General features: G+C 65.6%; 20 protein-coding genes and 1 other RNA gene. 12 read left to right on the top strand and 9 right to left on the bottom strand.

Going from position 1 to position 24,708, the window contains the following annotated elements:
* Nucleotides 1–9 precede the first annotated feature (9 nt).
* Nucleotides 10–411 (bottom strand): division/cell wall cluster transcriptional repressor MraZ, encoded by a 402-nt coding sequence (locus K5L94_RS03155; protein WP_008266948.1) that lies wholly within the window; start codon nt 409–411, stop codon nt 10–12.
* 368 nt (nt 412–779) lie between these two features.
* On the opposite strand from K5L94_RS03155, the gene K5L94_RS03150 reads away from it, so the two are divergent.
* Nucleotides 780–1,532 (top strand): NRDE family protein, encoded by a 753-nt coding sequence (locus tag K5L94_RS03150; RefSeq protein ID WP_053448796.1) that lies wholly within the window; start codon nt 780–782, stop codon nt 1,530–1,532.
* A 101-nt stretch (nt 1,533–1,633) separates the two neighbouring features.
* Nucleotides 1,634–2,113 (top strand): DM13 domain-containing protein, encoded by a 480-nt coding sequence (locus K5L94_RS03145; protein ID WP_053448795.1) that lies wholly within the window; start codon nt 1,634–1,636, stop codon nt 2,111–2,113.
* A gap of 123 nt (nt 2,114–2,236) precedes the next feature.
* Here the strand turns inward: K5L94_RS03145 and rnpB are convergent.
* An RNA gene (gene rnpB / locus K5L94_RS03140) (RNase P RNA component class A) lies at nt 2,237–2,588 on the bottom strand.
* A 161-nt stretch (nt 2,589–2,749) separates the two neighbouring features.
* Here rnpB and K5L94_RS03135 point away from each other — a divergent pair.
* A complete protein-coding gene (locus tag K5L94_RS03135) occupies nt 2,750–3,352 on the top strand; it encodes a type IV toxin-antitoxin system AbiEi family antitoxin domain-containing protein (protein WP_274511992.1) in 603 nt (200 codons plus the stop codon).
* Nucleotides 3,349–4,224 carry a nucleotidyl transferase AbiEii/AbiGii toxin family protein gene (locus tag K5L94_RS03130; protein WP_274511991.1) on the top strand — a complete coding sequence of 292 codons (876 nt, stop codon included), beginning with the start codon at nt 3,349–3,351 and terminating at the stop codon, nt 4,222–4,224. Before K5L94_RS03135 ends, K5L94_RS03130 begins: the two co-directional genes overlap by 4 nt.
* A gap of 153 nt (nt 4,225–4,377) precedes the next feature.
* Here the strand turns inward: K5L94_RS03130 and rsmI are convergent, their stop codons facing one another.
* Complete coding sequence (rsmI, locus tag K5L94_RS03125) at nt 4,378–5,196, bottom strand: 16S rRNA (cytidine(1402)-2'-O)-methyltransferase (RefSeq protein ID WP_049458141.1); 819 nt, start codon at nt 5,194–5,196, stop codon at nt 4,378–4,380.
* 81 nt (nt 5,197–5,277) lie between these two features.
* Here rsmI and K5L94_RS03120 point away from each other — a divergent pair, with 81 nt between their 5' ends.
* The 3 genes from K5L94_RS03120 (at nt 5,278) to K5L94_RS03110 (ending at nt 9,176) form a co-directional block, all read left to right on the top strand.
* Entirely contained in the window at nt 5,278–6,999 is a 1,722-nt protein-coding gene (locus K5L94_RS03120; RefSeq protein ID WP_053451241.1) for a penicillin-binding protein activator, read from the top strand.
* Nucleotides 6,989–7,357, top strand: coding sequence for a YraN family protein (locus K5L94_RS03115; protein WP_187299796.1), 369 nt, complete (start codon nt 6,989–6,991; stop codon nt 7,355–7,357). The genes K5L94_RS03120 and K5L94_RS03115 overlap by 11 nt, the downstream gene beginning before the upstream one ends.
* A 433-nt stretch (nt 7,358–7,790) precedes the next feature.
* The gene (locus tag K5L94_RS03110; protein WP_274511990.1) at nt 7,791–9,176 is read left to right on the top strand and encodes an FAD-binding oxidoreductase; all 1,386 of its coding nucleotides are present in this window, start codon (nt 7,791–7,793) and stop codon (nt 9,174–9,176) included.
* 185 nt (nt 9,177–9,361) lie between these two features.
* Here K5L94_RS03110 and K5L94_RS03105 read toward each other — a convergent pair whose 3' ends face one another.
* Nucleotides 9,362–12,568 carry an autotransporter family protein gene (locus K5L94_RS03105; protein ID WP_274511989.1) on the bottom strand — a complete coding sequence of 1,069 codons (3,207 nt, stop codon included), beginning with the start codon at nt 12,566–12,568 and terminating at the stop codon, nt 9,362–9,364.
* A 372-nt stretch (nt 12,569–12,940) separates the two neighbouring features.
* On the opposite strand from K5L94_RS03105, the gene K5L94_RS03100 reads away from it, so the two are divergent.
* Nucleotides 12,941–15,337: an autotransporter family protein gene (locus K5L94_RS03100; protein ID WP_274511988.1), complete on the top strand. Its 2,397-nt coding sequence runs from the start codon at nt 12,941–12,943 to the stop codon at nt 15,335–15,337.
* Nucleotides 15,338–15,677: 340 nt separating this feature from the next.
* Here K5L94_RS03100 and K5L94_RS03095 read toward each other — a convergent pair whose 3' ends face one another.
* Nucleotides 15,678–15,911, bottom strand: coding sequence for a dihydrofolate reductase family protein (locus K5L94_RS03095; protein ID WP_274511987.1), 234 nt, complete (start codon nt 15,909–15,911; stop codon nt 15,678–15,680).
* A 525-nt stretch (nt 15,912–16,436) separates the two neighbouring features.
* Here K5L94_RS03095 and K5L94_RS03090 point away from each other — a divergent pair.
* Nucleotides 16,437–16,838 carry a hypothetical protein gene (locus K5L94_RS03090; protein ID WP_053448791.1) on the top strand — a complete coding sequence of 134 codons (402 nt, stop codon included), beginning with the start codon at nt 16,437–16,439 and terminating at the stop codon, nt 16,836–16,838.
* An 89-nt stretch (nt 16,839–16,927) separates the two neighbouring features.
* On the opposite strand, the gene K5L94_RS03085 is transcribed toward K5L94_RS03090, so the two are convergent.
* The 4 genes from K5L94_RS03085 to K5L94_RS03070 all read right to left on the bottom strand — a co-directional run bounded on the left by K5L94_RS03085 (nt 16,928) and on the right by K5L94_RS03070 (nt 22,342).
* Nucleotides 16,928–17,878: a fimbrial protein gene (locus K5L94_RS03085; protein WP_274511986.1), complete on the bottom strand. Its 951-nt coding sequence runs from the start codon at nt 17,876–17,878 to the stop codon at nt 16,928–16,930.
* 86 nt (nt 17,879–17,964) lie between these two features.
* Nucleotides 17,965–18,987 (bottom strand): fimbrial protein, encoded by a 1,023-nt coding sequence (locus tag K5L94_RS03080; RefSeq protein WP_274511985.1) that lies wholly within the window; start codon nt 18,985–18,987, stop codon nt 17,965–17,967.
* A gap of 293 nt (nt 18,988–19,280) precedes the next feature.
* Nucleotides 19,281–19,790, bottom strand: coding sequence for a fimbrial protein (locus tag K5L94_RS03075; RefSeq protein WP_274511984.1), 510 nt, complete (start codon nt 19,788–19,790; stop codon nt 19,281–19,283).
* Nucleotides 19,787–22,342, bottom strand: a complete 2,556-nt coding sequence (locus K5L94_RS03070) for a fimbria/pilus outer membrane usher protein (protein WP_274511983.1) — start codon at nt 22,340–22,342, stop codon at nt 19,787–19,789. The genes K5L94_RS03075 and K5L94_RS03070 overlap by 4 nt, the downstream gene beginning before the upstream one ends.
* A gap of 297 nt (nt 22,343–22,639) precedes the next feature.
* Between K5L94_RS03070 and K5L94_RS03065 the strand changes: the two genes are divergently transcribed.
* The 3 genes from K5L94_RS03065 to K5L94_RS03055 all read left to right on the top strand — a co-directional run bounded on the left by K5L94_RS03065 (nt 22,640) and on the right by K5L94_RS03055 (nt 24,450).
* Complete coding sequence (locus K5L94_RS03065; protein ID WP_274511982.1) at nt 22,640–23,152, top strand: fimbrial protein; 513 nt, start codon at nt 22,640–22,642, stop codon at nt 23,150–23,152.
* 53 nt (nt 23,153–23,205) lie between these two features.
* Nucleotides 23,206–23,919 (top strand): fimbrial biogenesis chaperone, encoded by a 714-nt coding sequence (locus K5L94_RS03060; protein WP_274511981.1) that lies wholly within the window; start codon nt 23,206–23,208, stop codon nt 23,917–23,919.
* A 159-nt stretch (nt 23,920–24,078) separates the two neighbouring features.
* Nucleotides 24,079–24,450, top strand: coding sequence for a DUF805 domain-containing protein (locus tag K5L94_RS03055; protein ID WP_053448785.1), 372 nt, complete (start codon nt 24,079–24,081; stop codon nt 24,448–24,450).
* Nucleotides 24,451–24,708 lie beyond the last annotated feature (258 nt).

Below are 24,708 nucleotides of genomic sequence, written 5' to 3'. Positions count from 1 at the left end.
CACCCCGGCTCACAACTTCAGGTCGAGCAACCCATCACCCAGATCCTCGTCAGACAACGTCTGCTGGATCAGGGCCCGATGCGCCTGCTCGCTCCACAATTCGAACTTGTCGCCCATACCGAGCAATACCGCCTTCTTCTCAATGCCCACCGCACCGCGGTGGCTGGCGGGGATGCTGATGCGACCGTTGCCGTCCAGCTCCAGATGGGCGGCCGAGCCGACCAGCTTCTGCTGCAACAGGCGCACGACGCGCTGGGTGTTGGGCTTGGACATCACATCGTCGCGGACCCGCTCCCATTCCGACTCTGCGTACAGCCACAGGCAGCCGGCTTCGAACGGGTTGTAGGTCAGTACGAGACGGTTGTTGCTGGCGCGCGCGACGAGGTCGCGGTAAGCGGTGGGAACCGCCATGCGCCCTTTATCGTCAACTGTGATGGCCGTCTCGCCCTGGAACACGACGCGTGCACCTATCCTTCGCCCGGTGAAACATTGAACCACGAAAACCCACAAAACACCCGGATTTCCCTCTGATGCCCACCTTAGCAGCGGGCCGAGGGTTGTCAACAACTTTTCAGCAGGGAAATCGCCAGCCGCATCAATGGCTTGCAACAACCTTTAGAGAATTGTTCAAGGCTTATCCACAAGTTGCTGATCCGTCTCAATTTTTGAGATTGAACGGAAGTTCAGGGGTGTGGACAGGGCGTGAAACATCGGCCGCGCATTCATCCAGAGTGGGCCAAAAACGGCGCCGGACTGCGCAAACCGTGCACAATGACGCCATGTGCCTGCTCGCTCTTGGCTGGATGCACCACCCGCGCTGGCGGCTGGTGATGACCGGCAACCGTGATGAGTTCCACGCCCGCCCGACGGCGGCGCTGGCCCCCTGGCAAGATGAGACCTCCGTCATCGGCGGACGCGACCTGCGCTCCGGTGGCGGCTGGGCCGGGGTGGGTGCCGCGGGCCGGATGGCGGTGGTCACCAATGTCCGCGATCCCCTGGCCGCCCAGACCGGCCCGTCGCGCGGCGCGCTGGTGGCCGACTTCCTGCGCGGCCGCGACCCGGCCGCCGTGCACATCGACCGATTAGCGACCATTGCCGGGGCCTATGCCCCGTTCAACCTGTTGCTAGCCGATGGCGACAGCCTGGAGTACCTGGGCAACCACCCGGCCGAGCGGCAGACCCTCGGCCCCGGCGTACACGGCATGTCCAACGGCGCGCTGGATGCCCCCTGGCCCAAGACGCGGCGGCTGATGGCGGCCCTGTCGGCCTGGCTGCAGTCCGGCGATGGCGAACTGGCCCCGCTGTGGACCGCGCTGGCCGACGAACACCGCCCCACCGACGACGAGCTGCCCGATACCGGCATCGGCCTGGAACGCGAACGCTGGCTGAGCCCGGCCTTCATCCGCGGCGACGACTACGGCACCCGCGCCAGCACCGTGCTGTTGATCGATGCCGACGGCCACGGCGAGATCCACGAGCGCCGTTTCGGCCCGCAGGGCGTCGCACTCGGCCAGAGTCGCGCCGACTTCTGACCCTGTACCTGTTTTCTGTGTCTATAAATGTCTGCCTGCACGCCACACGATGACTGGGCGCGGTCCTGCCGCACACCCGACCGATCCACAGGGAGTCTTCGATGCGTCGTGTTCTTGTTCTTGCTGCCACCCACCTGCTCACCCTCGGCCTCGGCTTTGGCCTGGGCGTCTACCTGCTGCCGATCCTGATCGCCCCCGATGATCCGCCTGCCGCGCTGGTGCAGGACGCCATGGGCAAGGCCGCCTACCACACCACCTTCCGGCGCGACCTCAAGGGCAGCGATGCGGTGCACTGGGCCGAAGGCAAGGTCAGCGTCAGCGCCACCCAGGTAGCCTTCGACGGAAAGATGGGGCCGGGGCCGGACTACAAGGTCTACCTGGTACACGGATTCGTCGACAACAAGGCCGACTTCCTGAAGGTCAAGGCACAGTCCCGGCGCATCGGCGAGGTGAAGACCTTCAACCGTTTCCTGGTCGATGTACCTGATGACGTCAACGTGGACGACTACACCACGGTCGTGGTGTGGTGCGAGCGCTTCTCGCAGTTCATTTCCGCCGGGCAGTACCGCACGCCGGGCTGAGGCCGGACATCATCCCGGTAGTGCCGGCCGCTGGCCGGCAACAGCACGATGCGTCTGCTGGTGAGGAGGTTGCCGGCCAGCGGCCGGCACTACCGATGCGCGGTTCATGCATATAGAAGAAGGAGGCGGAGCCGGCCGATAAGCCGGGTTCTGTCGTGGACAGTCATTCCTCTAGGCGTTACGTCACCGCAACGCTCAAGCAACCTACCCGGATCCAACGCGGGCCGCGCCAAAGGATCCCTATTTGGTCTTGCTCCAGGTGGGGTTTGCCGTGCCGGTCTGTTGCCAGACTCGCGGTGCGCTCTTACCGCACCATTTCACCCTTACCGGCCTTCCGAAGAAGACGTAGGCGGTATCTTTCTGTTGCACTTTCCGTCGGCTTTCGCCGCCCAGGCGTTACCTGGCACCTTGCCCTATGGAGCCCGGACTTTCCTCGGCACCCCCGAAGGGATGACGCGACTGTCTGGCCGGCTCCGCCAGCGCGCATTCTAGCGCAAATGCCAACACCACCGCTGGCCACCCTTCCGATTCAGCTGCCTGGGCGCTTCGGTCCGCACGATCCACCCGCAACAGACGGTGATGTTCCATTTTGTCGGTCGATATTCAAACCGACCGACATTATGGAACAATACCTGCATGACGGACGTCGAGGCCAAGGCCCGAAAACTGCTGCGGCGTGCAGGCAGCCTGCGCGCCCGCGAACTGGTCGCCGCAGGCATCGCCCGCGTCCAACTGTCCCGTCTGGTCGAGGCCGGCGCGCTGATCCGGTTGTCGCGCGGCGTCTACGCGCTGCCGGGCAGCAACAACGGCGAGGCCGATGAAGGGCTGCGGATCATTGCAGAGCGCATGCCGAAGGTCCGCCTCTGCCTGTTGAGCGCCCTGCGTCTGCATGGCCTGACCACCCAGGCACCGTTTGAACTGTGGGTGGCCATCGGCAACAGCGACCGCCCGCCCCGGATCGACTGGCCGCCACTACGCGTGGTGCGCATGTCGGCAACGACCCTCCAGGCGGGGCTGGAAGAGCGCCGCGTAGGCGCACGCCGCGTATACGTCAGCAACGTTGCGAAAACCGTCGCCGACTGCTTCAAATTCCGCAATCTCGTGGGTCTCGATGTCGCAATCGAGGCCCTGCGTGACGCACTTGGCAACCGCGCCACCACCCCGGATGCGTTGATGAAATATGCACGGCTCTCCCGCGTTGCCAGACTGATGAGACCGTATATCGATGCCCTGGCGTGACCCCCTCTTCCCTGCTTCCTCTTCCCCACCGCGTGGCCTCGATCCGGCAGCGACTGCTCGATCACGCGCGCGCCCGCGGCGACGACTTCCAGTTCGTGCTGGACAGGTTCGCCGTTGAACGCCTGCTCTACCGGCTCTCCACCTCCACGTTCCGCGACCAGTTCCTGCTGAAAGGCGCCATGCTGTTCGCGGCGTGGTTCGATGCGCCGCACCGGCCCACACGGGATGCCGATTTCCTGGGATTCGGAAGCGCTGAGCCACGCCACCTGCTGCACATCACGCGCTCGCTCTGCGCAATGCCGGGTAACGACGGGCTCCGCTTCGATCCAGAGAGCATCACCCTCGACGCCACGCGAGAAGAGGCGGCATACGAGGGCCTGCGCATGCGTCTGGTGGCCTATCTGGGCCGTGCACGCTGCCATGTGCAATGGGACGTAGGGTTCGGCGACGCGGTGATCCCTCCGCCGCCGGAGATCATCTATCCGGTCATGCTGGATGAACTTCCCGCCCCCTGCCTGCGCGTCTATCCGCGCGAAACGGTGTTCGCCGAGAAGCTGGAGGCCATTGCCGCGCTGGGTATTGCCAACAGCAGGATGAAGGACTTCTTCGACCTGCTGGCACTGGTACGTGAGGACGCCATGGATCGCGCCAGCCTCGGAGCCGCCATAGAGGCGACGTTTGATCGACGCGGCACCCCTGCGCCGCCACCTCCACCCTATGGGCTGAGCCAGGCATTCGCCGCAGATACCCAGAAGCAGGCTCAGTGGCGCGCGTTCCTGCGCAGGAACCGCCTGCCCGCACCAGACCTTTCCACGGTACTGACCGAGATTGCCGACTATCTGGACACCCTCGACACAGCCGTAAAGCCCTGACGGCGCATGGCCGGGCGCTATCGGTTCCGCTTGGGTGGGTGCAGACCTGGGCGCGGCCCGTCCATCCGCGCATGGCGTGGATCTACCGATGCCGCTGCCCGGGTGGGTGCGGATTCTGCTCTAGTGGGTGCGGACCTTGGTCCGCACGATCCCTCAACTGCCGTACAACGCCTTGCGCGGAGCGCCGGTCAATTCGGCGGCCAGCTTGGCGGCCGTCGACGGCGGCAGGTGCTCGCTCAGCGTGGCGTAGACGCGGCGGCCATGCGCCAGCTGCGCCTCCTCATCATCGCCAGCACCCTGCACCATCACCACGAACTCACCCTTGCGCTGGTTCTCGTCGCCTTCCACCTTCGCCAGCAGACCCGCCAGGTCGCCATCCAGCACGGTCTCGAACAGCTTGGTCAGCTCGCGCGCCAGCACCGCCGGGCGCTCGCCGCCGAAGATCGCGGCCATGTCGGCCAGCGACTCGGCGATGCGGTGCGAGGATTCGTAGAACACCATCGTGCGCACTTCACCGGCCAGCAGCTGCAGGCGGTCGCGGCGGCCGCTGGCCTTGGCCGGCAGGAAGCCCTCGAAGCTGAAGCGGTCGCTGGGCAACCCGGCCACGCTCAGCGCGGCGATGGCGGCGCAGGCGCCCGGAATCGGGCTGACCTTGATGCCGGCCGCGCGCGCCGCACGCACCAGGCGGAAACCGGGGTCGCTGACCAGCGGCGTACCAGCATCGCTGACCAGCGCCAGCGATTCGCCGGCCTGCAGGCGCGACACCAGGCGCTGCGACAGCGCTTCCTCGTTGTGCTCGTGCAGGGCCACCAGCGGCTGCTGGATGCCGAAATGGGACAGCAGCTGGCCGCTGCGGCGGGTGTCCTCGGCACAGATGGCGGCCACCGAACGCAGCACCTCCTGCGCGCGCGGGCTCAGATCGGCCAGGTTGCCGATCGGCGTGGCGACGACGTACAGGGTTGGGACACTCATTTCAGCGGTACTCACGGGGCAAGGGTAGAATCGTAGCGTGTACCCGGCCACGGCCGCTGCCCTCATCGCATGGACCTGATCATGAACAAGCCCGCCGCACGGATCTCCGCCCTGTCGTTGTCGCTGATGCTGCTGGCCGGCTGTGCCACCACCAGCCTGACCAGCACGCCCGATTCGCCGGCCCAGAGCCAGGCGCTGGCGCTGATCGAACAGGGCAAGCCGCGCGACGCCGCATTGCAGCTGGAAGGCCTGGCCGCCACCCTGCGCGGGGGCGCGCGCAGCAACGCGCTGGCCGATGCGGCCTGGGCCTGGCACCTGGCCGGTGACAGCACCCGCGCGCGCAGCCTGCTGGGCCAGCTGACCGCCCGCCAGCTGTCCGGCGCCAGCCTGCAGCGCTACCAGCTGACCGGCGCCGAGCTGGCCCTGGCCGACAAGCAACCGGCGCAGGCGCTGGCACTGCTGAAGGATCATGCCGACAGCGTTGCGGTCGGCCTGCGCACCCGCTGGCTGCTGGCACGCGCCCAGGCACTGCAGGGCACCGGTGATGCCTTCGGTGCCGCCGCCGAACGTGCCCGCGCCCATGCCAGCCTGACCGGCAGCGCCCGCAACGACAACCAGGCGGCCATCGCCGGCCTGCTCGGCACCCTCGACGACGCCACCCTGCGCAGCCGTGCCGCCGCGTTGCCGGCCAACGACCCGCTGTACAACTTCGCCGGCCGTGCGCTGATCGCGCGCGGCCTGCCGCTGCCGCGCCCGTTCGATCGCGATGGCGCGGCCCAGTTCGATACCAGCAAGCGCCCGCCGGCGCTGAGCGATGGCTACCGCCCGCCGGTCAAGCTGGCCGTGCTGCTGCCGCTCAGCGGCCGTCTGGCCACCGCCGCGCAGCCGGTGCGTGATGGCCTGCTGGCCGCCTATTACGGCGAGACCCGCCGCCGCCCGGACATCAACTTCATCGACACCGCCGGCACCCCGGCCGGCGCACTGGCCGCGTATGACAAGGCCGTCGCCTCCGGTGCCGACTTCGTGGTCGGCCCGCTGGGCCGCGACGAAGTGGACGCGGTGTACGGCCGCCAGCAGCTGCAGGTGCCGGTGCTGGCGCTGAACCGCGGCAAGGATGCACCGCCGGCCGGCAGCGCCGGCTTCTCGCTGGCCCCGGAAGACGACGGCATCGTCGCCGCCGAATACCTGCGTGGCCGCGAGCGTGGCAAGGCACTGGTGATCAACAGCGCCGACGACACCGGCCGCCGTGCCGCCGCCGCCTTCGCGCAGCGCTTCGCCCAGCGTGGCGGCCAGGTGGTGGCCACGGTCGGCGTGACCGATGCGGTGGGTGATGTGGGCGCACAGGTGCGCAATGCCGGCCAGGTCGATGCCGTGTTCCTCGCCGTACGCGCACCGCAGGCGCGCCTGCTGGCGCCGCAGCTGGCACTGGCCGGTGCCGGTGGCGCCACCCGCGTCGGCACTTCGCAGCTGACTGTCGGCAGCGGCAAGGTGGAAGAAGACGTGGCGCTGGACGGCATCGTCTACCCGAACGAAGCCTGGAACGTGCGCAGCGTGTCCGGCCTGCCATCGGCCAGCCAGGTGGCCAGCACCCTGCCCAGCGCACGCGGTGCGGCCGGCCGCCTGTTCGCCTTCGGTGCCGACGCCTGGAAGATCACCGCCTACCTGGACAAGCTGTCCAACGAAGGCGGCCTGGACGGCGCCACTGGCACCCTGTTCCTGGACAGCAACGGCAACATCCTGCGCCAGCCGGCGTGGTCCACCTTCAATGGTGGCCGGCCGATGCCGATCGTCGGTGGTCGCTGAGCGCAGCCAACGTGGCTCGGCGGTGGAAGCCGCCGCCGAGCAGCATCTGCAACAGGCTGGCCTGCAGCCCCGTGCGCGCAACGTGCGCTATCGCGGCGGCGAACTGGACCTGGTGATGGACGACGCCGGCACCGTGGTGTTCGTGGAAGTGCGGTACCGCGCGCGTTCGGACTTCGGTGGCGGCGCCGCGTCGGTGGATGCGCGCAAGTGCCGGCGACTGGCGCATGCCGCGCAGCTGTTCCTGCAGGACCACCCCGCGCTGGCCAATGCGCCTTGTCGCTTCGATGTGGTCGAAGCCAGTGGCGAACCGCCACAGCTGCACTGGCTGCGTGATGCGTTCCGGTTGGACGACTGCTGATGGCAACCCTTCGTTTTGGTAGTGGCCGACCTTGGTCGGCGCTTCTGTGCCAACCAAGGTTGGCACCTACCAAGAGCGCGCAGCCCGGCGGAGGCCGACCCTGGTCGGCGCCCACATGCTCTGGTAGTGGCCGACCTTGGTCGGCGCTTCTGTGCCAACCAAGGTTGGCACCTACCAAGAGCGCGCAGCCCGGCGGAGGCCGACCTTGGTCGGCGCCCACATGCTCTGGTAGTGGCCGACCTTGGTCGGCGCTTCTGTGCCAACCAAGGTTGGCACCTACCAAAAGCGCGCAGCCCGGTGGCAGCCGACCTTGGTCGGCGCCCACCCGCTCTGGTAGTGGCCGACCTTGGTCGGCGCTTCCGTGCCAACCAAGGTTGGCACCTACCCAAGCGCGCATCCCCGTTGATACCCCCGCTTCCCCACGAGATCCGTCATGAGTACCGCACTGCCCGCCGCACTGGTTGCCGAACTGTCTGCCCTGCTGGGCGCGGAGGGTTGGCGCATGGACGACAGCGCGCTGGAAGCGAACGCGCAGGACAACTCATGGCGCCACCAGCGCCCGGCGGCGGTGGCGCTGCCGGCCAACATCGAACAGGTACAGGCACTGGTGCGTGCCTGCCGCGCGCATGGCATCGCGTTGGTCGCACGCGGCGCAGGCACCGGCACTACCGGTGCGGCGGTACCGTTGCCGGGCAGCATCGTGCTGTCGTTCACCCGCATGGACCGCATTCTTGAAATCCGCGCGGGCGACCGCTGCGCTGTGGTGCAGCCGGGCGTGTTGAACGGCACGCTGCAGCAGGCGTTGGCACCGCACGGCCTGTTCTGGGCGCCGGACCCGTCCAGCGCGGAGATCTGCAGCGTGGGCGGCAACCTGGCCTGCAACGCCGGTGGCCCGCGCGCGGTGAAGTACGGCACCAGCCGCGACAACGTGCTGGGCCTGGTGGCGGTCACCGGCACCGGCGAGGTGATCCGCTGCGGCGGCGCCTACACCAAGGATTCCACCGGCTACGACCTCACCCATCTGCTGGTGGGCAGCGAAGGCACGCTGGCCTTGATTGTGGAAGCCACCTTGAAGCTGACCCCGCTTCCGGTCAGCCAGGCCGGCCTGCGCGTGCTGTACCGCGATGCCGATGCCGCCGCTGCCGCCGTATCACGGTTGATGTCGCAGCCGGTCGTGCCAACCCGCCTGGAATTCATGGATGCACGCAGCCTTGAACTGCTGCGCCTCAACGGCGCCGAAGTACCCGAGGCCGGCGCGATGCTGCTGGTCGAAGCCGATGGCGACCACGACACCCTGCCCTACCTGCTGCAGGCACTGGCCAGCGCCGCTGAAGGCGACGGCATGATCGCGCTGGACGTGGCGATGGAAGGCCGCGCGCGCGATCAGCTGTGGGCCGCACGTAAAGCACTTTCGCCCGCACTGCGCAGCGTCGCCCCGGGCAAGATCAACGAAGACGTGGTAGTGCCGGTGTCGCGCATTCCCGATCTGGTAGCGGGCGTGCAGGCACTGGCACGCGACTACACGCTCACCATTGTCACCTTCGGCCATGCCGGCAACGGCAACCTGCACGTCAACATCCTGTACCACCCGGAAGACGCCGACGAGAATGCACGCGCACACGCCGCACTGCCGAAGATCTTCGAGTTGACGTTGGCACTGGGCGGCACGCTGTCCGGTGAGCATGGCATCGGCCTGGCCAAGCGCGATTTCATGGCCAAGGCCTTCAGCGCGGAAACGCTGGCGGCAATGCGCGCGATCAAGGCTGCGCTGGACCCGGATGGCATCCTCAACCCCGGCAAGGTGCTGCCGCCGGCGTGAGGACGTGCAACGCTTTTGTAGAGTCGAGCTTGCTCGACTGCCTTTGCGCCAGGCGTAGAGTCGAGCTTGCTCGACTGTTGTCGGCCGCAGTCGAGCAAGCTCGACTCTACGAAGCGCAGCCGAGCGCGCGTGGTGGGGCCAGAGCCCATTGCATCCGCAACGGGATCTGACCCCAACCCGCTCACTTACCAGGCCAGGCGCACACCCACCTGCCCGCCCACATCGCGGTAGCCGTGGTCACCACGCTGCATGCTCAGGCCACCCCATGCCCCCAGGCGCTGGCTGATCTTCAACTCGGCACCGGCCTGCACCTCATAGCGGTTGCGCGGCAGGTCGGCCCGCAGCGTTTCACCGCGGAAGTCGATGGCATTGCGGCCACTGCTGCGCAGCCAGTTCACGCCCAGGTACGGCTGCACCAGCGTGCCCATGCCTGCGTGCTGGCCGAACGCGCGCACACCCACGCGTCCGGCCAGCCCGCCTGCCTCTGCGCCATCAACCACCGTGCCGTTGCTTTCCACGTATCGGTCGGCGCTGTAGTCGGTATAAGTCAGCTGCATCTGCGGCTGCACATACACATTGCTGGACGCGCCCTGCCAAACGTTGAGGGTGTAACCCGCCTCCAGCGAGCCGCTGCGCATGCGCGAATCGTAACTTTCCTGGTCCAGCGCAACGCCCTGCACGCGGTTGCTGAAACGCCCGTACTGCAGCTGTGCATCCACGTACGCGCCTTCGCTGCCATCGGCCTGCTGAAGCCAGGTGCCGTACACGCCCACCGCCGTGCCGCGCACGCGGCCCTTGGCGCTGTAACCAGTCAGGTCAGAAACCACCGTATTGTCCGCACGGCCACTGCCCAGCATCACACCCAGTGCGGCATTGCCGCGCCGCCACACATCCGTGCCGATCTGCATCACGGACGTATTTCCATCCACCGACAGCTGCCCGCCCACCGCAGTGAAATCGGAATTGCTGCGGGCCACGCGCGCCCAGGCAGCACGTTCCTCGCTCATTGCCACTGCGCCCATGCGGTCGCTCAGACGGTGCGCGAACATGTTCACTGCCGCCGACTGGTTGGCCAGATAGGCACCCGCTTCCGGGCGCAGCACCGGCGGCGGAGTGACCGGATCGACCGGATCGACCGGGTCTACCGGATCGATCGGGTCGATCGGATCCACCGGGTCCGGGTCGGGATCCGGGCCGGGGTCCACCACGCAGCCCGGCGCATTCGGATCCTCTTCGCAGATATCGAACCACTGCGAACGCAGGTACCAGTTGCCATCGTTCGGGTCTAGCAGGCCGCCCTTGAACAGGAAGTACTCGTACGCACCGCCCACGGCGCGGCCGGCCAGCGAATAGTCCGCCAGTGACGCACCGTCGATGCGGATCAACGAAATGCCGTCGAAGGTGGCTGCACCCACGCCGCCGATATTGTTCACCACGATGGACGCATTGCCACTGGCATCGCCGCGCACGTGCAGGCGATCGATGTCCGAAGTGTCACCGGCCAGCGCGCCATTGAACAGGAAGGTGGAGCCTTCGCTGTGCAGATCGCCGTCCACCGTCAACACGTTGAAGCGACCGCTGCCATCCGACAGGGCCAGCGTGCTGTCGCGCAGTGCAAGTTCCTGCACGGTGGCATTGCCATTGAGTACCCACTGGCTGCCGCCATCCAGCGCCATGCCCTGCACGAGATGGGATGCACCATACCAGCCCGCGTTGTTGGTCAACTGCACATGCACTTCAGACTGCGGTACCAGGCCGGCGTCTTCGTCCTCGGGGGTGATCACGATGTCGCCGATCATCACCGCACCACCGTCCAGCTTCACATCGAAGCGCCCGGCCACGGCCGCATCCAGCGCCAGTGCAATGCCATTGCCGCCGGAAACCACTGCGCCATTGGCCAGGGTCAGGCCGGGGTCGCGGCTGCTGCGCATCCAGATGCCACCGTGCTGGGCGCTGACCAGCGAGCCGCCATCGATGGAGAGCCTGCCGTTGTCATTCACCACCGCCGCCCACGCACCCTCGCCTTCGCTGCGCACGTGGGTGTTGGTCAGGCTCATCTCGCCGTTGCCGCCGGTCAGAACGCCATGCGACTCACGACCCGTGGTGCGTATCTCACTGTCGGCCAAACTCACCACCGCGCCCGAACGTGCGATCACGCCCAGGGCCATCTCGCCTTCAGTAAGCACGCGGGTGTTCTCGACTGCAACAACAGGCGTGCGCCCGATGCTGGCCTCGGCGAAGATGCCGTGGCCGCTCTCGCCCAGCGTATGTAGCGCACTGGAGGCGATGTGGGCCTTGCCCCCCAATACTGAAACCGCCTGCCCGTGCAGCCCGTCAGAGGTGACCTGCGACCCGGTCAACTCCAGCTCGCCGTTATCCAGCATTCGAATGCCAACGCCACCACGCGTAGTGATCGATGAATCGCTTACGGTTGCAGTGCCGTCGCGTTGATTGATGTCGATGCCGATGGACTGACTCTGCAGATGGCTGTTGCGAAGCGTCAGCTCAGAGCCTTCGGTCAGGTTGATGCCGAAGTGACCGGACAGGTCTACCCCATCCAGCGTCGCCTTGCCACCGCCACTGGTGGCAAAACTCAGCGCACTGGCATTGGCACCTCCGGCATGCACGCTGCCGCCACGCATTTCCAACTCGCCCCCCACCAGCAGGCCGGTGCCGGACCTGTCGTGCGTCAGCGCGATATCCACATCCTCAAGCACCGCCTTGCTGCCCAACGCCACCAACGCACCCGATGCGCCCGAGCCCGTGCCGTTGATCTGTACCGAGCGCAGCGTCGCCGTGCTGCTACCTGCTGCCCACAGTCCGGTGCCGCTTCCAGCAATATCGATGCGCACCCTTTCAGCAAGCAGCGCGCCCCCATTGATATCCAATCCATTGGCTTGGCTGCCGGCAATTTCAATGACGCTGTCAAAGATCTGCGCGTCGCCGCCAGCGACAGACAAGCCGTGGGACAGTGCGCCACGGGTCACGATGTGGGCGCGCTCCAAGGCAAGTAGGCCGTCCAGCGCTTCGGCGCCAGTCGCCGCTACGCCGGATGTCTCGATGCTGATGTCGCTTGCCTGCACATAGCCACCGTTGGCCGAGGAAAGCCCAGCAGCCCCATCACCCAGCGTGGCGGCCGTAGCGTCCTTCAGCAGAATGAAGCTGCCGGTCCCCTCGGCACGGGCTGCGGCTGCGCGCAGGCCTTCGGTACGAAGATTCACTGCCCCCGCAGGCTGGATTTGACCACCATTGATGGCGAGGAATGCGTAGCCGGCAGGGTTGCCCGGCTCTACCGGCTCAGTCGTCGTGTAATCGCCCGCAGCGGGCGTCTGCTGATCGCCGTCGGCGACGACCTGCTGGGCATGGGTCGGAAGCGCAGTAACCAAGGCCATCGCGAGCGCTGCAGCCAACGCCGTACGAGGGGGAAGCAAAGTGTGCATTGCATGTCTCCGTCTGAAGGCAGACATGCTGGTGATGCGCCGGCCGTGCGCCCATCGAAAGACTTGCAAAGGCGCCTGCGACTGGTTGTCGCAGTGCTGTCCGCTGCCTGAACCTCTCGGCTTGCCACGCTGGCTTTACAACTAATTGCATGGGGCGGAATCGAGGGCAGAGCGAAAATTCGGGCCATACAAGACACCTGCATTCGCAAAAGCATCTGGACTTCACACCTTTTTCACGTGATGACAACCTATACATCACGGCGCAGTTCCAGTGGGTCGAAAGCGCAGGCGAATCAGCACTTCTCATCCGATAAGGAAACGATCATGCGAAAGCTTACGTCCCCCCGTGCGTACCCGCGCCTTCCCCTGGCTCAGGCCGTACTGCTGGCCATCACCACGTTTGCGGTGGGCTCTGCATGGGCCGGCGACCTGGACAATCAGAACGCAACCGTCGCCGCCGGCGATCCGGTCGAAGCGTGGACGCTGGTCAATGGCTCGACCTTGACCGGGCAGAACGCGCAGATGAATCAGATCACGGCCGGGGACACCTCGCTGGTGACGCTGGATGGCGGCACCGTAACCCGAGCGGGCACCGGCGCTTCGCAGCAGAACTCAGTGAGTCTGTCTGGCGATGCGGTCCTGCGATCCACTGGCACGACGTTCCGCGGCGGCGCAGTCAACCTGCTGAGCGGAAGCGCTCAGGCGTACCTGACCAGTGGGCAGATCATCGTCACTGCGGCAGACATGTTGCCCACTGCAGGCGGGTCATTTGGCGTGGATCTCAGTGCCAGTGGTGGAAACCCGTACGCAAGGCTGGATTCAATGCGTATCCATGTCGAGGACGCGCCCAGCGCCTCCAGTGACATCAACAGCGGCCTGGGTGTACGGGCACAGTCGGGCAAGATTGATATCGTCAACGGCTCTGAGGTATATGGCGCCAATGTCGGTGCCATGCTGTGGGGCTTCAACAGCGCCGGCGGCAGGGTTGGCCTGACCGTGGATAACTCCATCCTGCAGTCAGGCCGTGGGGCTGCCATCCAGGTCATGCCGCTCACCGCTACCGACTACGACATTGCGGTGCGTAACAATTCCAGGCTGGTGAGTGGTGACGGCAATCTTCTGCTGGTGGGTTATAGAAGCCCGGCCAATCCCCGCACCGACGTCCACTTCACCGTGGACGATTCGCGCCTGGCCGGCAACGTAACCTTCGACCCCACCACCGTCACCAACGGCTCGCTCGATGTAGTCCTGCGCAACAAGGCGCAGATCGACGGCCGCTTCAACAACGTCACCACGGCCGACATCGGCAGCGAAAGCACCTGGCTGATGACCGGCGACAGCACGGTCGGCGCGCTCACCCTGGGTGCCACCGGCACCGTCGCACTCGGCAACGGCAGCACGTTCAACACCCTCAACGTCGATAGCTTCACCGGCAGCGGCGGCACCCTGCTGTTCAACACCCAGCTGGGCGATGACACCTCGGCCACCGACAAGCTGATCGTGGCCGGCGATACCAGCGGCCAGGCCAATGTGCGCGTGGTCAATGCCGGCGGTGCCGGTGCGAAGACCGACAAGGGCATCGAACTGATCCGCGTGGGCGGCGCGTCCAACGGCCAGTTCGATCTGCAGGGCCGCGCGGTGGGCGGAAAGTACGAGTACTTCCTGTTCAAGGATGCCACCAACGGCGGCTGGTACCTGCGCTCGGAACTGGCCACCGTGCCGGACCCGTGCGTGGTGGACCCGACCCTGCCGCAGTGCAAGCCGATTGTGGATCCGGTGGACCCGGTTGATCCGGTCGACCCGACCCCGGTGCTGCGCCCGGAAACCGGCGCCTACCTGGCCAACCAGTTCGCGGTGGACCAGCTGCTGCGCCATGGCTGGCGTGACCGCCAGGGCGGCAGCTTCAGCGACGACGGCGTGCGTGGCTGGGCGCGCGTGGATGCCAACCAGAGCAAGCTGGGCGCGGTGAATGACCAGCTGGACCTGCGCGTGGACCGCTCGCGCGTGCAGCTGGGTGCGGACATGGGCGTGTTCGACAACGGCCGCGGCCGCGTGGGCGTGATGGGTACGCTGGCGCAGTCCAGCGCGACCTCGCGTTCCGAGCTGACCGGCTACAGCGCCAAGGGCAAGGTGGAAGGCGGCGCACTGGGCGTGTACGGCAGCTGGAACAACGATGCCTTGTATGTGGACGCCAGCGTGCAGCGCGGCCAGTTCCGCAACCGCGTGCAGGGCGAAGGCCTGGCCGAAGAGCGCTACGATTCGGATATCTGGCAGAGCGCGCTGGAAGCCGGCTACCGCATCGGCATCGGGCAGATCGGCAGCACCGCCGTGAGCCTGCAGCCGGAACTGCAGTTGATCTACACCGACACCAGTACCGACCGCCACGAAGAAACCAACGGCACCTTGGTGCGTGCGCTGGACAACAACGGCCTGTCCGGCCGCCTGGGCCTGCGCCTGCAGGGCGAGGGCCACAGCACCGCCGGTGCATCGGTCAGCCCTTATGTGGTGGCCAATTGGTACCGCGATGGCGCCAACAATGGCATTGCCTTCGATGATGAAGTACTGAAGGCCGGCATTCCGCGCAACCGCTATGAACTGAGTGCCGGTGCGCGCGTGCAGTTCCGCAGCGGACTGAGTGCCTGGGGTGGCTTCGGTGTGATGCGCGGTGACCACGGCTACCGCGAGACCACTGCCAACCTGAGTGTGGCCTACAAGTGGTGAGATAGATAAGGAAACGGCGCCGGAGAGATCCGGCGCCGTTCTGCTTTGCTCTTGTAGAGCCGAGCCCACGCTCGGCTGCATCTGCCTTCTGTAGAGCCGAGCCCACGCTCGGCTGCATCTGCCTTCTGTAGAGCCGAGCCCACGCTCGGCTGCATCTGCCTTCTGTAGAGTCGAGCCATGCTCGACTGCTTTTTGCGCGCGGTGAGTCGAGCATGGCTCGACTCTACAGAGGGCCATCAATGCCAGCGTGGTCGCGGCTGCCACGCGCATTCGACAGCGATGACGCGTAACAGGTCTCCTCAGCGAACGACCTCATATGTCGTGCGAACCAGCCCATCGCCTACGACCACTCATCAAACCCGGCGACAGTCTCGTAGGTGGCCCGCCCCATGACGATGGCGTCGATCTTCTCAATGAACGTGTTCCAGATCAGCGCTGGATGCTCGATCACCGCGTTGACGCTATGGCGACGTGCTGGCAGGTCGGTCAGCCAATCAAGCGTACCGTCGTCGCAGGCGATCTTGCCGTCGACACTTGTTCCGATGAACACCCGTCCGCGCCAGGTTCGAGCCATAGTCATTTCCATCTCCATCAATCGGTCGGGGGTGAGAGGGTACAGCCTTCAGCGGAATCGACCGCAGACACACTCGGCTGCATTGCTTTCTGTAGAGCCGAGCCCACGCTCGGCTGCACGTGATAAGCCGAGCGTGGGCTCGGCTCTACAAGATATGTCGCGATCTGCACGTGCTGACGGCTTTCGCCACGTCGCTGCAAACATTCGTACTTTCTCTACTTTCCAACTTTTCTCATTGGCAGCACGGGCGCTGCATGCAAATCATGTGTGGCCACCGACAACGGGTGGCACGGGCTTGCAATCCCGTTTGGTAACACCAGTTACGCTTGTCTGCCGGCGTCGCCCATCCCCTGTGGGTGGCGTCGGCAGGCATTCTGCCCGCCCATCTATGGCGGGCGGTGCGTGGGGGCCTCGTGCCCGCCGGCGTTTTGACTGGAGTTACCACCGGTATTGCAACCACGCATCGTCCGCCGCCCTTGCTGTTAAGCAGGGCGGCTCCTTCGCGTAACGCATGAGGAAGCCACCATGAGCGCCAATCGCTACCCGTTCCTGTTCGCCACCCTGGGCGATCTTGCCAACCAGCTGCCCGCCGAGATTGCCGAGCCGCTCGAAACCACCCTCGCCGCCAATCCTGCGGCCAATGGCATCAACTTGCTGGACTGTCTGCAACGCATCCGCGAGGTGGAGGCGGCCGATGGCCAACCGCTGCAGCGGAAGGGCCGTTCGTCCGGCCAGTGCATGGCGCTGGCACGCATCAACCGCGCCAATGCCGGGCTGACGGTGCTGTTGGAACTGCTGCACGCCAGCGAGCGCGTGCGTGTTGATGGCGAGGAAGCGCAGCAGGTGGGCAACGATGTGCGCGAGGGCCTGCTGCTGGCGTGCCGTGGTTTGTCGGAGTACGTGGATACGCAGGTCTACGTGGCCTAACCGGCACCGCCGGGCTTCGGTAGAGTCGAGCTTGCTCGACTGCTCTTGGCCAAGGCAGTCGAGCAAGCTCGACTCTACAAAAGCGGGCCTCAGCGGTAGGTAGCGGTAATCACCGCCTGCCCTTCCACCACACCGCCGTGCAGCGTACCCGTCTCGCGGTAGTAGCGTGCACCCAGCGTCACATCCTGCGAACCGTTCTGGCTCATCGGCACTGACCAGCGTTGCCCCAGCACCACCGGATTACCCTCAAGCAGCAGCTGCACGCGTACGGCCCCAGCCGTGGCGTTGCCGGTGGGCGTCAAACGGCTGCCGGTGTTGCCCGGCGCGTTGGCGTCGGTCAGTGCCAGGTACATCGGGAATGCACCGTTGCAGTTCATCGGGACAGTGAACTCCCGCTCACGGGCAGTGCTGCCTTCCGCGGGCAGATCGGCAATGTCCACATCCTGCAGCGTGACAGCGGTAGCCGTGAGTCTGCAGGTCTTGGTCTTCAGGGTGGCGGTAACGTTGTAGTTGTCCTTCTTTACAAGCGCAGGATAGCTCGGCGTCGAATAGGTGATCTCTCCGACAACAGTGGTCGGCAACGCCTCCATCTCGCCGCCGCGGGACACTGCGGCCATGCGCACCCACGACCAGCGAGTGCTGCCGCTCCAGCCGGCACCGGAAAACTGCAGGCCGGTCTGCGGGTTGAAGGGCATGAACCGATTTCCCCCGCTGGCGTTGCCAACCGCGTACTGGAAGATCAGCAGCGGGGTTTTGGGCTTGCCGCGCATTCCGAACGCCGGAAAGGTCTCACCATCCACAGTGACGTTCCGGACAAACTCCAGTCCGGGCATTGCCGCTGAGACATCAACGGGTATCAGTTCACTGGCGTTGCAACCAAGCAGATAGGTGGCGTTGCCTGAATGCATCCAGGGACTGACAACGACACCTTCATCGATGTCGTCCCACGCATCGATTCTGATGCTGGTACTGGCCCCGGCATGCGCACTGGTGCAGGCCTGCGCTGCAAACGGCGCCAGCACGCCGCAGCTGAGCAGCACCAGCAGGGGGCAGCGGCGGCCGATGCCACTGAAGAATGGAAATTTCATCATGTAGTTACCTCTGCCTTTCTGCTCTGCGTGCAGAGCTATCGGTAGGTGGCGGTGATCACCGCCTGCCCTTCCACCACGCCACCATGGAACGTGCCCGCCTCACGGTAGTAGCGCGCGGCCAGGGTGATGTTCTGCCGTCCGTTCTGGGTGAGCGGAATCGTCCAGGTCTTGCCCAGCTCTACCGGCACGCCTTCGCGAAGCAACTCCACACGCACCGCACCTGCGGTGCTGTTTGCAGTCGGCGCCAGACGGCTGCCGGTATTGCCCGGAAGGTTGGCATCGGTCAGCACCATCTCAACCGGGAAAGCACCGTTGCAGTTCATGGCGACATCGAAACTGCGTTCGCCCGTATGACTGCCGCTGGCGGGAAGATCGACCGCAGCGACGTCCAGAAGTTTCACGGGTGTATCAGACAGCTGGCAGGTGGGAACCTTCAGGTTGGCAGTGACGGTAAACGTATCGGTCTTGACGAAGGCTGGGTACAGCGGTGACTGACGGCTCACAGTGCCCAGCAGTGTGGTAGGCACCCGCTCCATGATGCCTCCGCGGGATACTGCTGCCACCGCCACCAGTGAGCCGCGACCGTTGGAGTCCAAGGGTTTGGACGTGAAATGGACCATGCCGCGAACATCCAATGGATAGGATTGCTCACGGATGCTGCCACCGCCTGTCCAGATTTGATGCGAAAAGATGAGCAAGGGTGAACGAGGGTAGTCGGTCAATCCGAAGGCGGGATAGCTCTGCCCATTCACCAACACATCGCGGACGAACTCCAGGCTAGGCAGCATGGAAGTGACGTCCATGGGAACAACCTCGCCGTGCGCACATCCGAGCAGGAACTGGGAATTTCCGTTGCCCATCGTGAAGTTGGCGATCAGCTTGTCCTGTTCGACATCATCCCAGGCGTCGATCACCAGGTTCACCGGCCCGCCGGCATTGTGCTGGCTAGTGCAGGCAGTGGCGGTGGCCGAGGCCAGCAGCCCCAGCGCTGCCCACACGCAGCGGGCGCGCACATGGCGCCGCGTGGCGCTGCTTTTGTGTGTAGAAGTTGCCATCATGCTGGAACCTGTCAGAGAGTAAAAAGCTGCTATCGATACGTTGCGGTGATTACCGCCTGCCCTTCCACTACGCCAGCATGGAAGGTTCCTGCTTCGCGGTAGTAGCGCGCGGCCAATGTGACGGCCTGCCCACCGTCCTGGGTGAGTGGAGTCGTCGAGGTCCTGCTGAGCACCCCTGGCACAACCTCATGGGAAACCATCACCGGCACTCCGCGGCCAGCCCAGCGGCCAGGCGTAGGGACGGCACGTAAACGCGAAGACCCGAGCTGGCCGTTTCATGACAGTCTCCTGGATTACTTGTAGGCCGCTGTAACGGTGATCTGCGAGCTGACCGTGCCCGCCGTGAGCGGTGTGCTGGCATCGCGGAAGTAGCCGGTACGCATATCGAACTTGGCTGTGGCTGCGCCGTTTACCACAACGCTTCGCTTCGCTGTCTTTTTCAGGAACACGTTGCCGGCCGTTCCCTCGAGCAGAGCCACCGCAACGCCGGTGGCACCGCCGGTGCTTGCCAGGTTCTTCCAGTGCCCGTCCTGCGCGGCATCGTCGGTGCCGTCAAAGGTCAGATCGATGCCCGCAACGCCTACGCAACTGGTGAAATTGAGCACGGCGGGCTTCAAGCCGTTGTCATGCCCTGCCTTCAGATCGGTGGCATCGATGTCGTCCAGCGCCACGGCAACGGTGGGCGCGATGGTGCAGGTACCCGGCAACACCTTGCCGGTAACGGTGATGGTGGCCGAGTCGGCGTGGGCCAACGGTGCGGCGGCGATCAGCAGTGCTGCACACACCAGGTGCGAAGTTTTCATTGGGAAGCTCCGGTAGTTGAAGGGGGAACATCGTCGGCCAGCCCTTCCGGGCCTGGCGCCATGCAACGGGCTTTGGCCCAGTACTGGCCGTGTGCATCGGGGGTGTCGGGCATGGCGTAATGCAGTCGGCAGGCGATGCCGTCTTCGGTCTGCACGTGCACCAGGCCGGTGTTTTCCAGGCCACGCAGGGCCACCACACCGCCCTGCCCCACCTGACCCAGCATCCGCCCATCGGGGTGGGCAATCTGCGCGCCGTAGGGCAGCGGCTGCCCGTCGGTATCGCTGGCGTCGATCAGCCACAGGCGATCGTTACGGGTCTGGAAGCTGACCTTGACGATGCTCCCGGCGCTGGGTGCCACGCGCTGCGAGCTGGCCTGCACTTCCACGTCCAGCGGCAGTGCGGCGGTATCGAGGTGTACCTGGTTCCAGCGGTAGGGGCTGGTATAGGGCAGCACGGCATAGCCGTTGCCGGCCACGGTGACGGTGCGGCCACTGCCCACCTTCGCGCCCTGCGCGCCCTGCGCTTCCACCAGCGCGAAGCTCTCGCCCAGCGACGGGCCGAAGTTGATGCCGCCCCGGTGCAGCACCACGCTGCCGGTGGCCCCGGCATTGAAGCTGCTGCTGCCGTTGGCGTGGCTGTAACCGGCGCTGAGATCGGCTTGGCTGCCCTGGTAGCTGGCGTAGGCGTTGTAGCCGCTGCTGCCCTGGCCACGGTTGCCCGACAGGCTGTAGGACAGCGCGCGGTCTTCGCCCAGGTTGCCGTTGACGCCCAGCTGCTGCTGGCTGCCCAGGCGGCTGTCGCTGTAGGTGGCGGTGGCACGCGGCGCGTTGCCACTGCGGCCCAGCGGCACGCTCAGCATGAATGACAGGCGCGTATCGGGTGCGCCGTTGGCCATGCGGTAGCGCGTGGCGGACAGGGTGTAGTTGGCGCTGCGGTAGCTGCTATGGAAACCCAGCTGCAGATCGTTCTGCTTGCCCGGCCGGTTCCAGTAGGCGACGTGGCCGCCGCTGACATACAACTGGCTGCGCGAGCCAATGCGCTGCGAGAAATTCACCTGAAAGCGCTGGCGGGTACGCATGACGAACGCGTCGGCCGCCTGCGGGCGGTCGAACGACAGCTGCGACACATCGGTGAGGGTGAGGAAGCCTTCGGTACTGTAGCGGTACGCGGCCAGGCCCAGGTTGGTACCGGTACGCGCCACGCTGCGCTGGTAGTTCAGGCGGTAGCTGCGGCCGCTCTGCGCCGGCAGCCCCGGCACACTGGCGCGGGCATGGGTGATATCTGCACCGATGGCGCCGAACGGCGTGTTGAACGCCGCGCCGGCTAGGCCGGCCTGGTAGTGCTCGGCTACCTGCACGCCGCCCAGCAGGGTCATGCGGTTGCTGACGCCACGCGCGTAGGTACCCTCGGTGAAGCGCAGCGCGTTCTGCGCCAGGCCGGTATTGCGTAGTTCACCCGCGGTAACGCTGAAACGCTGGCTACCTTCGCGCAGTGCCTGCGGCACGGCAGAGAACGCCACGGTGAAGCGCTCTTCGCGGCCATCGGCTTCGGTGACGGCTACTTCCAGATCGCCGCTGCCGGCGTTGGGGTAGAGATCATCGATGGCGAACGGGCCGGGCGCCACCGTGGTTTCGTACAGCACCGCGCCGTTCTGGCGGATGGTGACGCGAGCGTTGCTCTGTGCCACGCCACGCACCACCGGCGCATAGCCACGCAGTGAATCGGGCAGCATGCGTTCGTCGGTGCTGATGCGCACACCGGTGAAACCGACGCTGTCGAACAGTTCGCCACCGGTGTTGGCCTGCCCCAAGGTGAGCTGGCTGTTCCAGCGCGGCAGATCGCGCTGCAGCGTGCTGTTGAGTGTGGTGAAGTGTGTGCCCTGCGGGCTGTGGCTGAGCGAGCTGCGGTGGCGCAGCCGCCATGCCCCCAGGTTCAGCCCGGTGGTGATGCCCGTGTAGGTGTTCTGCTGGCCCTGGTTGCGGTAGTGGTTGACGCTGTACCCGAGGAACGCGGCGGTGATGCCGTGGTCGCGCAGTTCCGGCGCAACGAAGCCGCGCGCCTGGCGCTGCAGCGCCACCTGCGGCAGCGAGATATCCAGCCGCAGCTGGCTGTCGTCGTAGCGTACGCGTGCGCCTTCAATCGCGGCCTCTACATCGACGCAGTGCGGGGTGGCCGTCGCTTCCACGGCCTGGCGGGCGGCATCGCTGAGGCCCAATGCCAGCAGCAGGTGTGCGGGCACGCAGGGCTGCGCGACATGCGGTGTATCCGAGGCCACCAGGTCGATGTCATCGCGGCGGACGAACTCACCGTTGAGGTGGATATCGACGTTGTAGCGGCCCGGCTCGACCGGGTTGCCCATGCTGAAACGCGCCAGGTCTTCGCCGACGAAGCCGCTGGCGAAGCCTTCGCTGAACTCGACTTCGCCGCCCGGCCGCGCGTACGCCGGCAGCGCAGCCGCAAACACTAGGGTGGTGCTGATGGCCGCAGCCAGCGCGGTATGGCGCAGGGAATACTGCGTGGCGCTTTGAGGGGGAGAGGAAGACAGGCGCATGGCGTCGACGCGGCCGCAGTGCAGCCCCGGTAGTAATGGGAGGCGTGCAGACTAGGGCGCGATCACACCGGCGAACATGCAATTACTTGCAGTTTTTCCTCGATGTAAGTGTTTGCAACTAATTGTATGGAGCACGGCGGGCATCGGGCCGAACATGCGCCGGGCAGAAGACGGGCGTGCCTCGTCCTGCGTCGGCAAGGGATCTGTCGACAGACATCACGCCTCCTGCACCGGCCACCCTTCGCACAGATGACGGGTGGCGTTCCCGATTCCATTACTTAGTTGAAGAGCACACCCATGAAGAACCTGAAGACCCCGATGGCGCTGGCCATCCTGCTGGCCGCTGCCCCGGCCGTGAATGCTGCTGATCTGACCATCAGCGGTGAGATTGTTGAGACCACCTGCACCGCTGTCATCAACGGCGGCGTTGCCGTGGCGATGGGCAAGATGGATCTGGAAGACCTGAAGGGCGCAGACCGTATCGGCCGCCGCGATCTGGACGTTGAAGTGGCCTGCCCGGGCGCTGCTGGCGCGCATGACGTAGCGGTGAAGTTCAGCGGCCCGAGCACCGCCGATGGTGCGTTGGCACTGACGGCTGCCAGCGGTGCCGAAGGCGTGGCATACAAGATCTTCGACAGCACCGACACGCTGCTGAAGATCAACAACGCGCCGACGCAGTTCGTGAACGTCACCGACACCGCGCCGCAGACGCTGAAGCACAGCGTCTGGTATGCCAAAACCGGTGCAGCTGACGACGTGGTGGCCGGCACCGCCATCGCCAACGCGCAGATGGACATCGTCTACAAGTAAGCGCACACCGCCCGGCGGCGTGCTGCCGGGCGGCTCTTCCCGAGGAGACTTCCATGAACCTTCGCGCATGCGCGGCAGTGCTGGCCCTGGCCGGTGCTTCCGCAGTACTTCCGGCCTCTGCGGCAGTGACGCTGCAGGGCACGCGGGTGATCTACGATGGCAGCAAGGGCGCGGTGACGGTGAACGCCAACAACCGCGGCGACAACGTGGCCCTGGCTCAGGTGTGGCTGGACGATGGCGATGCCAGCGCCAAAGCCGGCAGCCAGAAACTGCCGTTCGTGCTGACGCCCACCACGCGCCGCATTGATGCCGGGCATGCGCAGGCGTTCCGGCTGACCTATGCACCGATGGCCGGTGCAGCGCTGCCGGCAGACCGCGAATCGCTGCTGTACTTCAACCTGCTGGATATTCCGCCCAAGCCGGAAAACGTGGAAGGCAAGAACCTGCTGCAGTTTGCCGTGCGCACGCGGGTGAAGCTGTTCTACCGGCCCGCCGGTCTGCCGGGCCATGCACGCGATGCAGCGGCGGCGCTGGAATGGCGTGTTGAAGGTGGGGCGTTGCAGCTGCACAACCCCACTGCCTATCACGTGACGTTGGCCAACCTGGTGCTGCCCGATGGCAAGACCATCGAGGTGGACATGGTGCCGCCGGGCGAGCGCATCAGCTTGGCCGTGCCGGCTGGTGCAACGGTGCCGGCCACGCTGAAATTCCAGTGGCTGGATGACTACGGTACGGCGCGCGATGCCGAGGCGAAGATCGCCCGTTGAAGATGTAGAGCCGAGCCCATGCTCGGCTTTTTTCTTTGCGCCAGGCAGCCGAGCATGGGCTCGGCTCTACTGAGATGCGCGTTGCGATTGCAACAAGTTGCATGGAGTACCGTCCCGCCAGCAGCGATAGTGCGCGCTTCCTTTTCTGAGAGAGTGCCGATGCACAAGATGATGACTCCGCTGACCCGCTATGCGCAGTTCAGCGGTCGTGCCAGCCGTAGTGAGTTCTGGTGGTTCCAGTTGTTCATCGTGATCATTTCGATCCCGCTGTACGTGCTGAGTTTCTACGCGGGCTACACCGGTTCAAGCACGCTTGCGCTGGTAGTCAGCGGGTTGAGCGTGGTGCTGTGGCTGGCGGTGATCGTGCCGCTGATTGCAGTAACCGTTCGCAGGCTGCATGACACCGACCGGTCCGGGTGGTGGTACCTGCTGATGTTCGTGCCAGTGGTGAGCCTAGTGGTGCTGGTGTTCCTGCTGCTGCCGAGCACCCCGGGCGGCAACCGTTTCGGCGCGCCGGTTCCGCACGTGTAATTCCCGCGCTTTGGTAGGTGTCGACCTTGGTCGACACGGTGTGGGTATGGATGCCTGACACATTCGTGCCAACCAAGGTTGGCACCTACCAGAGCAGTTCCGGCGCGCCGCGCTTTGGTAGGTGTCGACCTTGGTCGACACGGTGTTGGCACGGACGCCTGACACATTCGTGCCAACCAAGGTTGGCACCCACCAGAGCAATTCTGGCACGCCCCGCATGGGTGGGTGTCGACCTTGGTCGACACGGTGTTGGTACGG

The organism is Stenotrophomonas forensis (assembly GCF_028752115.1).
GTDB classification, from domain to species: Bacteria; Pseudomonadota; Gammaproteobacteria; order Xanthomonadales; family Xanthomonadaceae; genus Stenotrophomonas; species Stenotrophomonas forensis.
This window is presented reverse-complemented; position numbering and strand designations above follow the sequence as displayed.

What these genes read in the sequence shown, in the direction of transcription:
- K5L94_RS03095 (WP_274511987.1), bottom strand. Translation starts at nt 15,911, where the DNA reads ATGGCTCGAACCTGGCGCGGACGGGTGTTCATCGGAACAAGTGTCGAC.
- K5L94_RS03055 (WP_053448785.1), top strand. Translation starts at nt 24,079, where the DNA reads ATGCACAAGATGATGACTCCGCTGACCCGCTATGCGCAGTTCAGCGGT.
- K5L94_RS03060 (WP_274511981.1), top strand. Translation starts at nt 23,206, where the DNA reads ATGAACCTTCGCGCATGCGCGGCAGTGCTGGCCCTGGCCGGTGCTTCC.
- K5L94_RS03065 (WP_274511982.1), top strand. Translation starts at nt 22,640, where the DNA reads ATGAAGAACCTGAAGACCCCGATGGCGCTGGCCATCCTGCTGGCCGCT.
- K5L94_RS03155 (WP_008266948.1), bottom strand. Translation starts at nt 411, where the DNA reads ATGGCGGTTCCCACCGCTTACCGCGACCTCGTCGCGCGCGCCAGCAAC.
- K5L94_RS03090 (WP_053448791.1), top strand. Translation starts at nt 16,437, where the DNA reads ATGAGCGCCAATCGCTACCCGTTCCTGTTCGCCACCCTGGGCGATCTT.
- K5L94_RS03105 (WP_274511989.1), bottom strand. Translation starts at nt 12,568, where the DNA reads ATGGCCTTGGTTACTGCGCTTCCGACCCATGCCCAGCAGGTCGTCGCC.
- K5L94_RS03120 (WP_053451241.1), top strand. Translation starts at nt 5,278, where the DNA reads ATGAACAAGCCCGCCGCACGGATCTCCGCCCTGTCGTTGTCGCTGATG.
- K5L94_RS03150 (WP_053448796.1), top strand. Translation starts at nt 780, where the DNA reads ATGTGCCTGCTCGCTCTTGGCTGGATGCACCACCCGCGCTGGCGGCTG.
- K5L94_RS03110 (WP_274511990.1), top strand. Translation starts at nt 7,791, where the DNA reads ATGAGTACCGCACTGCCCGCCGCACTGGTTGCCGAACTGTCTGCCCTG.
- K5L94_RS03100 (WP_274511988.1), top strand. Translation starts at nt 12,941, where the DNA reads ATGCGAAAGCTTACGTCCCCCCGTGCGTACCCGCGCCTTCCCCTGGCT.
- K5L94_RS03145 (WP_053448795.1), top strand. Translation starts at nt 1,634, where the DNA reads ATGCGTCGTGTTCTTGTTCTTGCTGCCACCCACCTGCTCACCCTCGGC.
- K5L94_RS03080 (WP_274511985.1), bottom strand. Translation starts at nt 18,987, where the DNA reads ATGATGGCAACTTCTACACACAAAAGCAGCGCCACGCGGCGCCATGTG.
- K5L94_RS03135 (WP_274511992.1), top strand. Translation starts at nt 2,750, where the DNA reads ATGACGGACGTCGAGGCCAAGGCCCGAAAACTGCTGCGGCGTGCAGGC.
- rsmI (WP_049458141.1), bottom strand. Translation starts at nt 5,196, where the DNA reads ATGAGTGTCCCAACCCTGTACGTCGTCGCCACGCCGATCGGCAACCTG.
- K5L94_RS03070 (WP_274511983.1), bottom strand. Translation starts at nt 22,342, where the DNA reads ATGCGCCTGTCTTCCTCTCCCCCTCAAAGCGCCACGCAGTATTCCCTG.
- K5L94_RS03075 (WP_274511984.1), bottom strand. Translation starts at nt 19,790, where the DNA reads ATGAAAACTTCGCACCTGGTGTGTGCAGCACTGCTGATCGCCGCCGCA.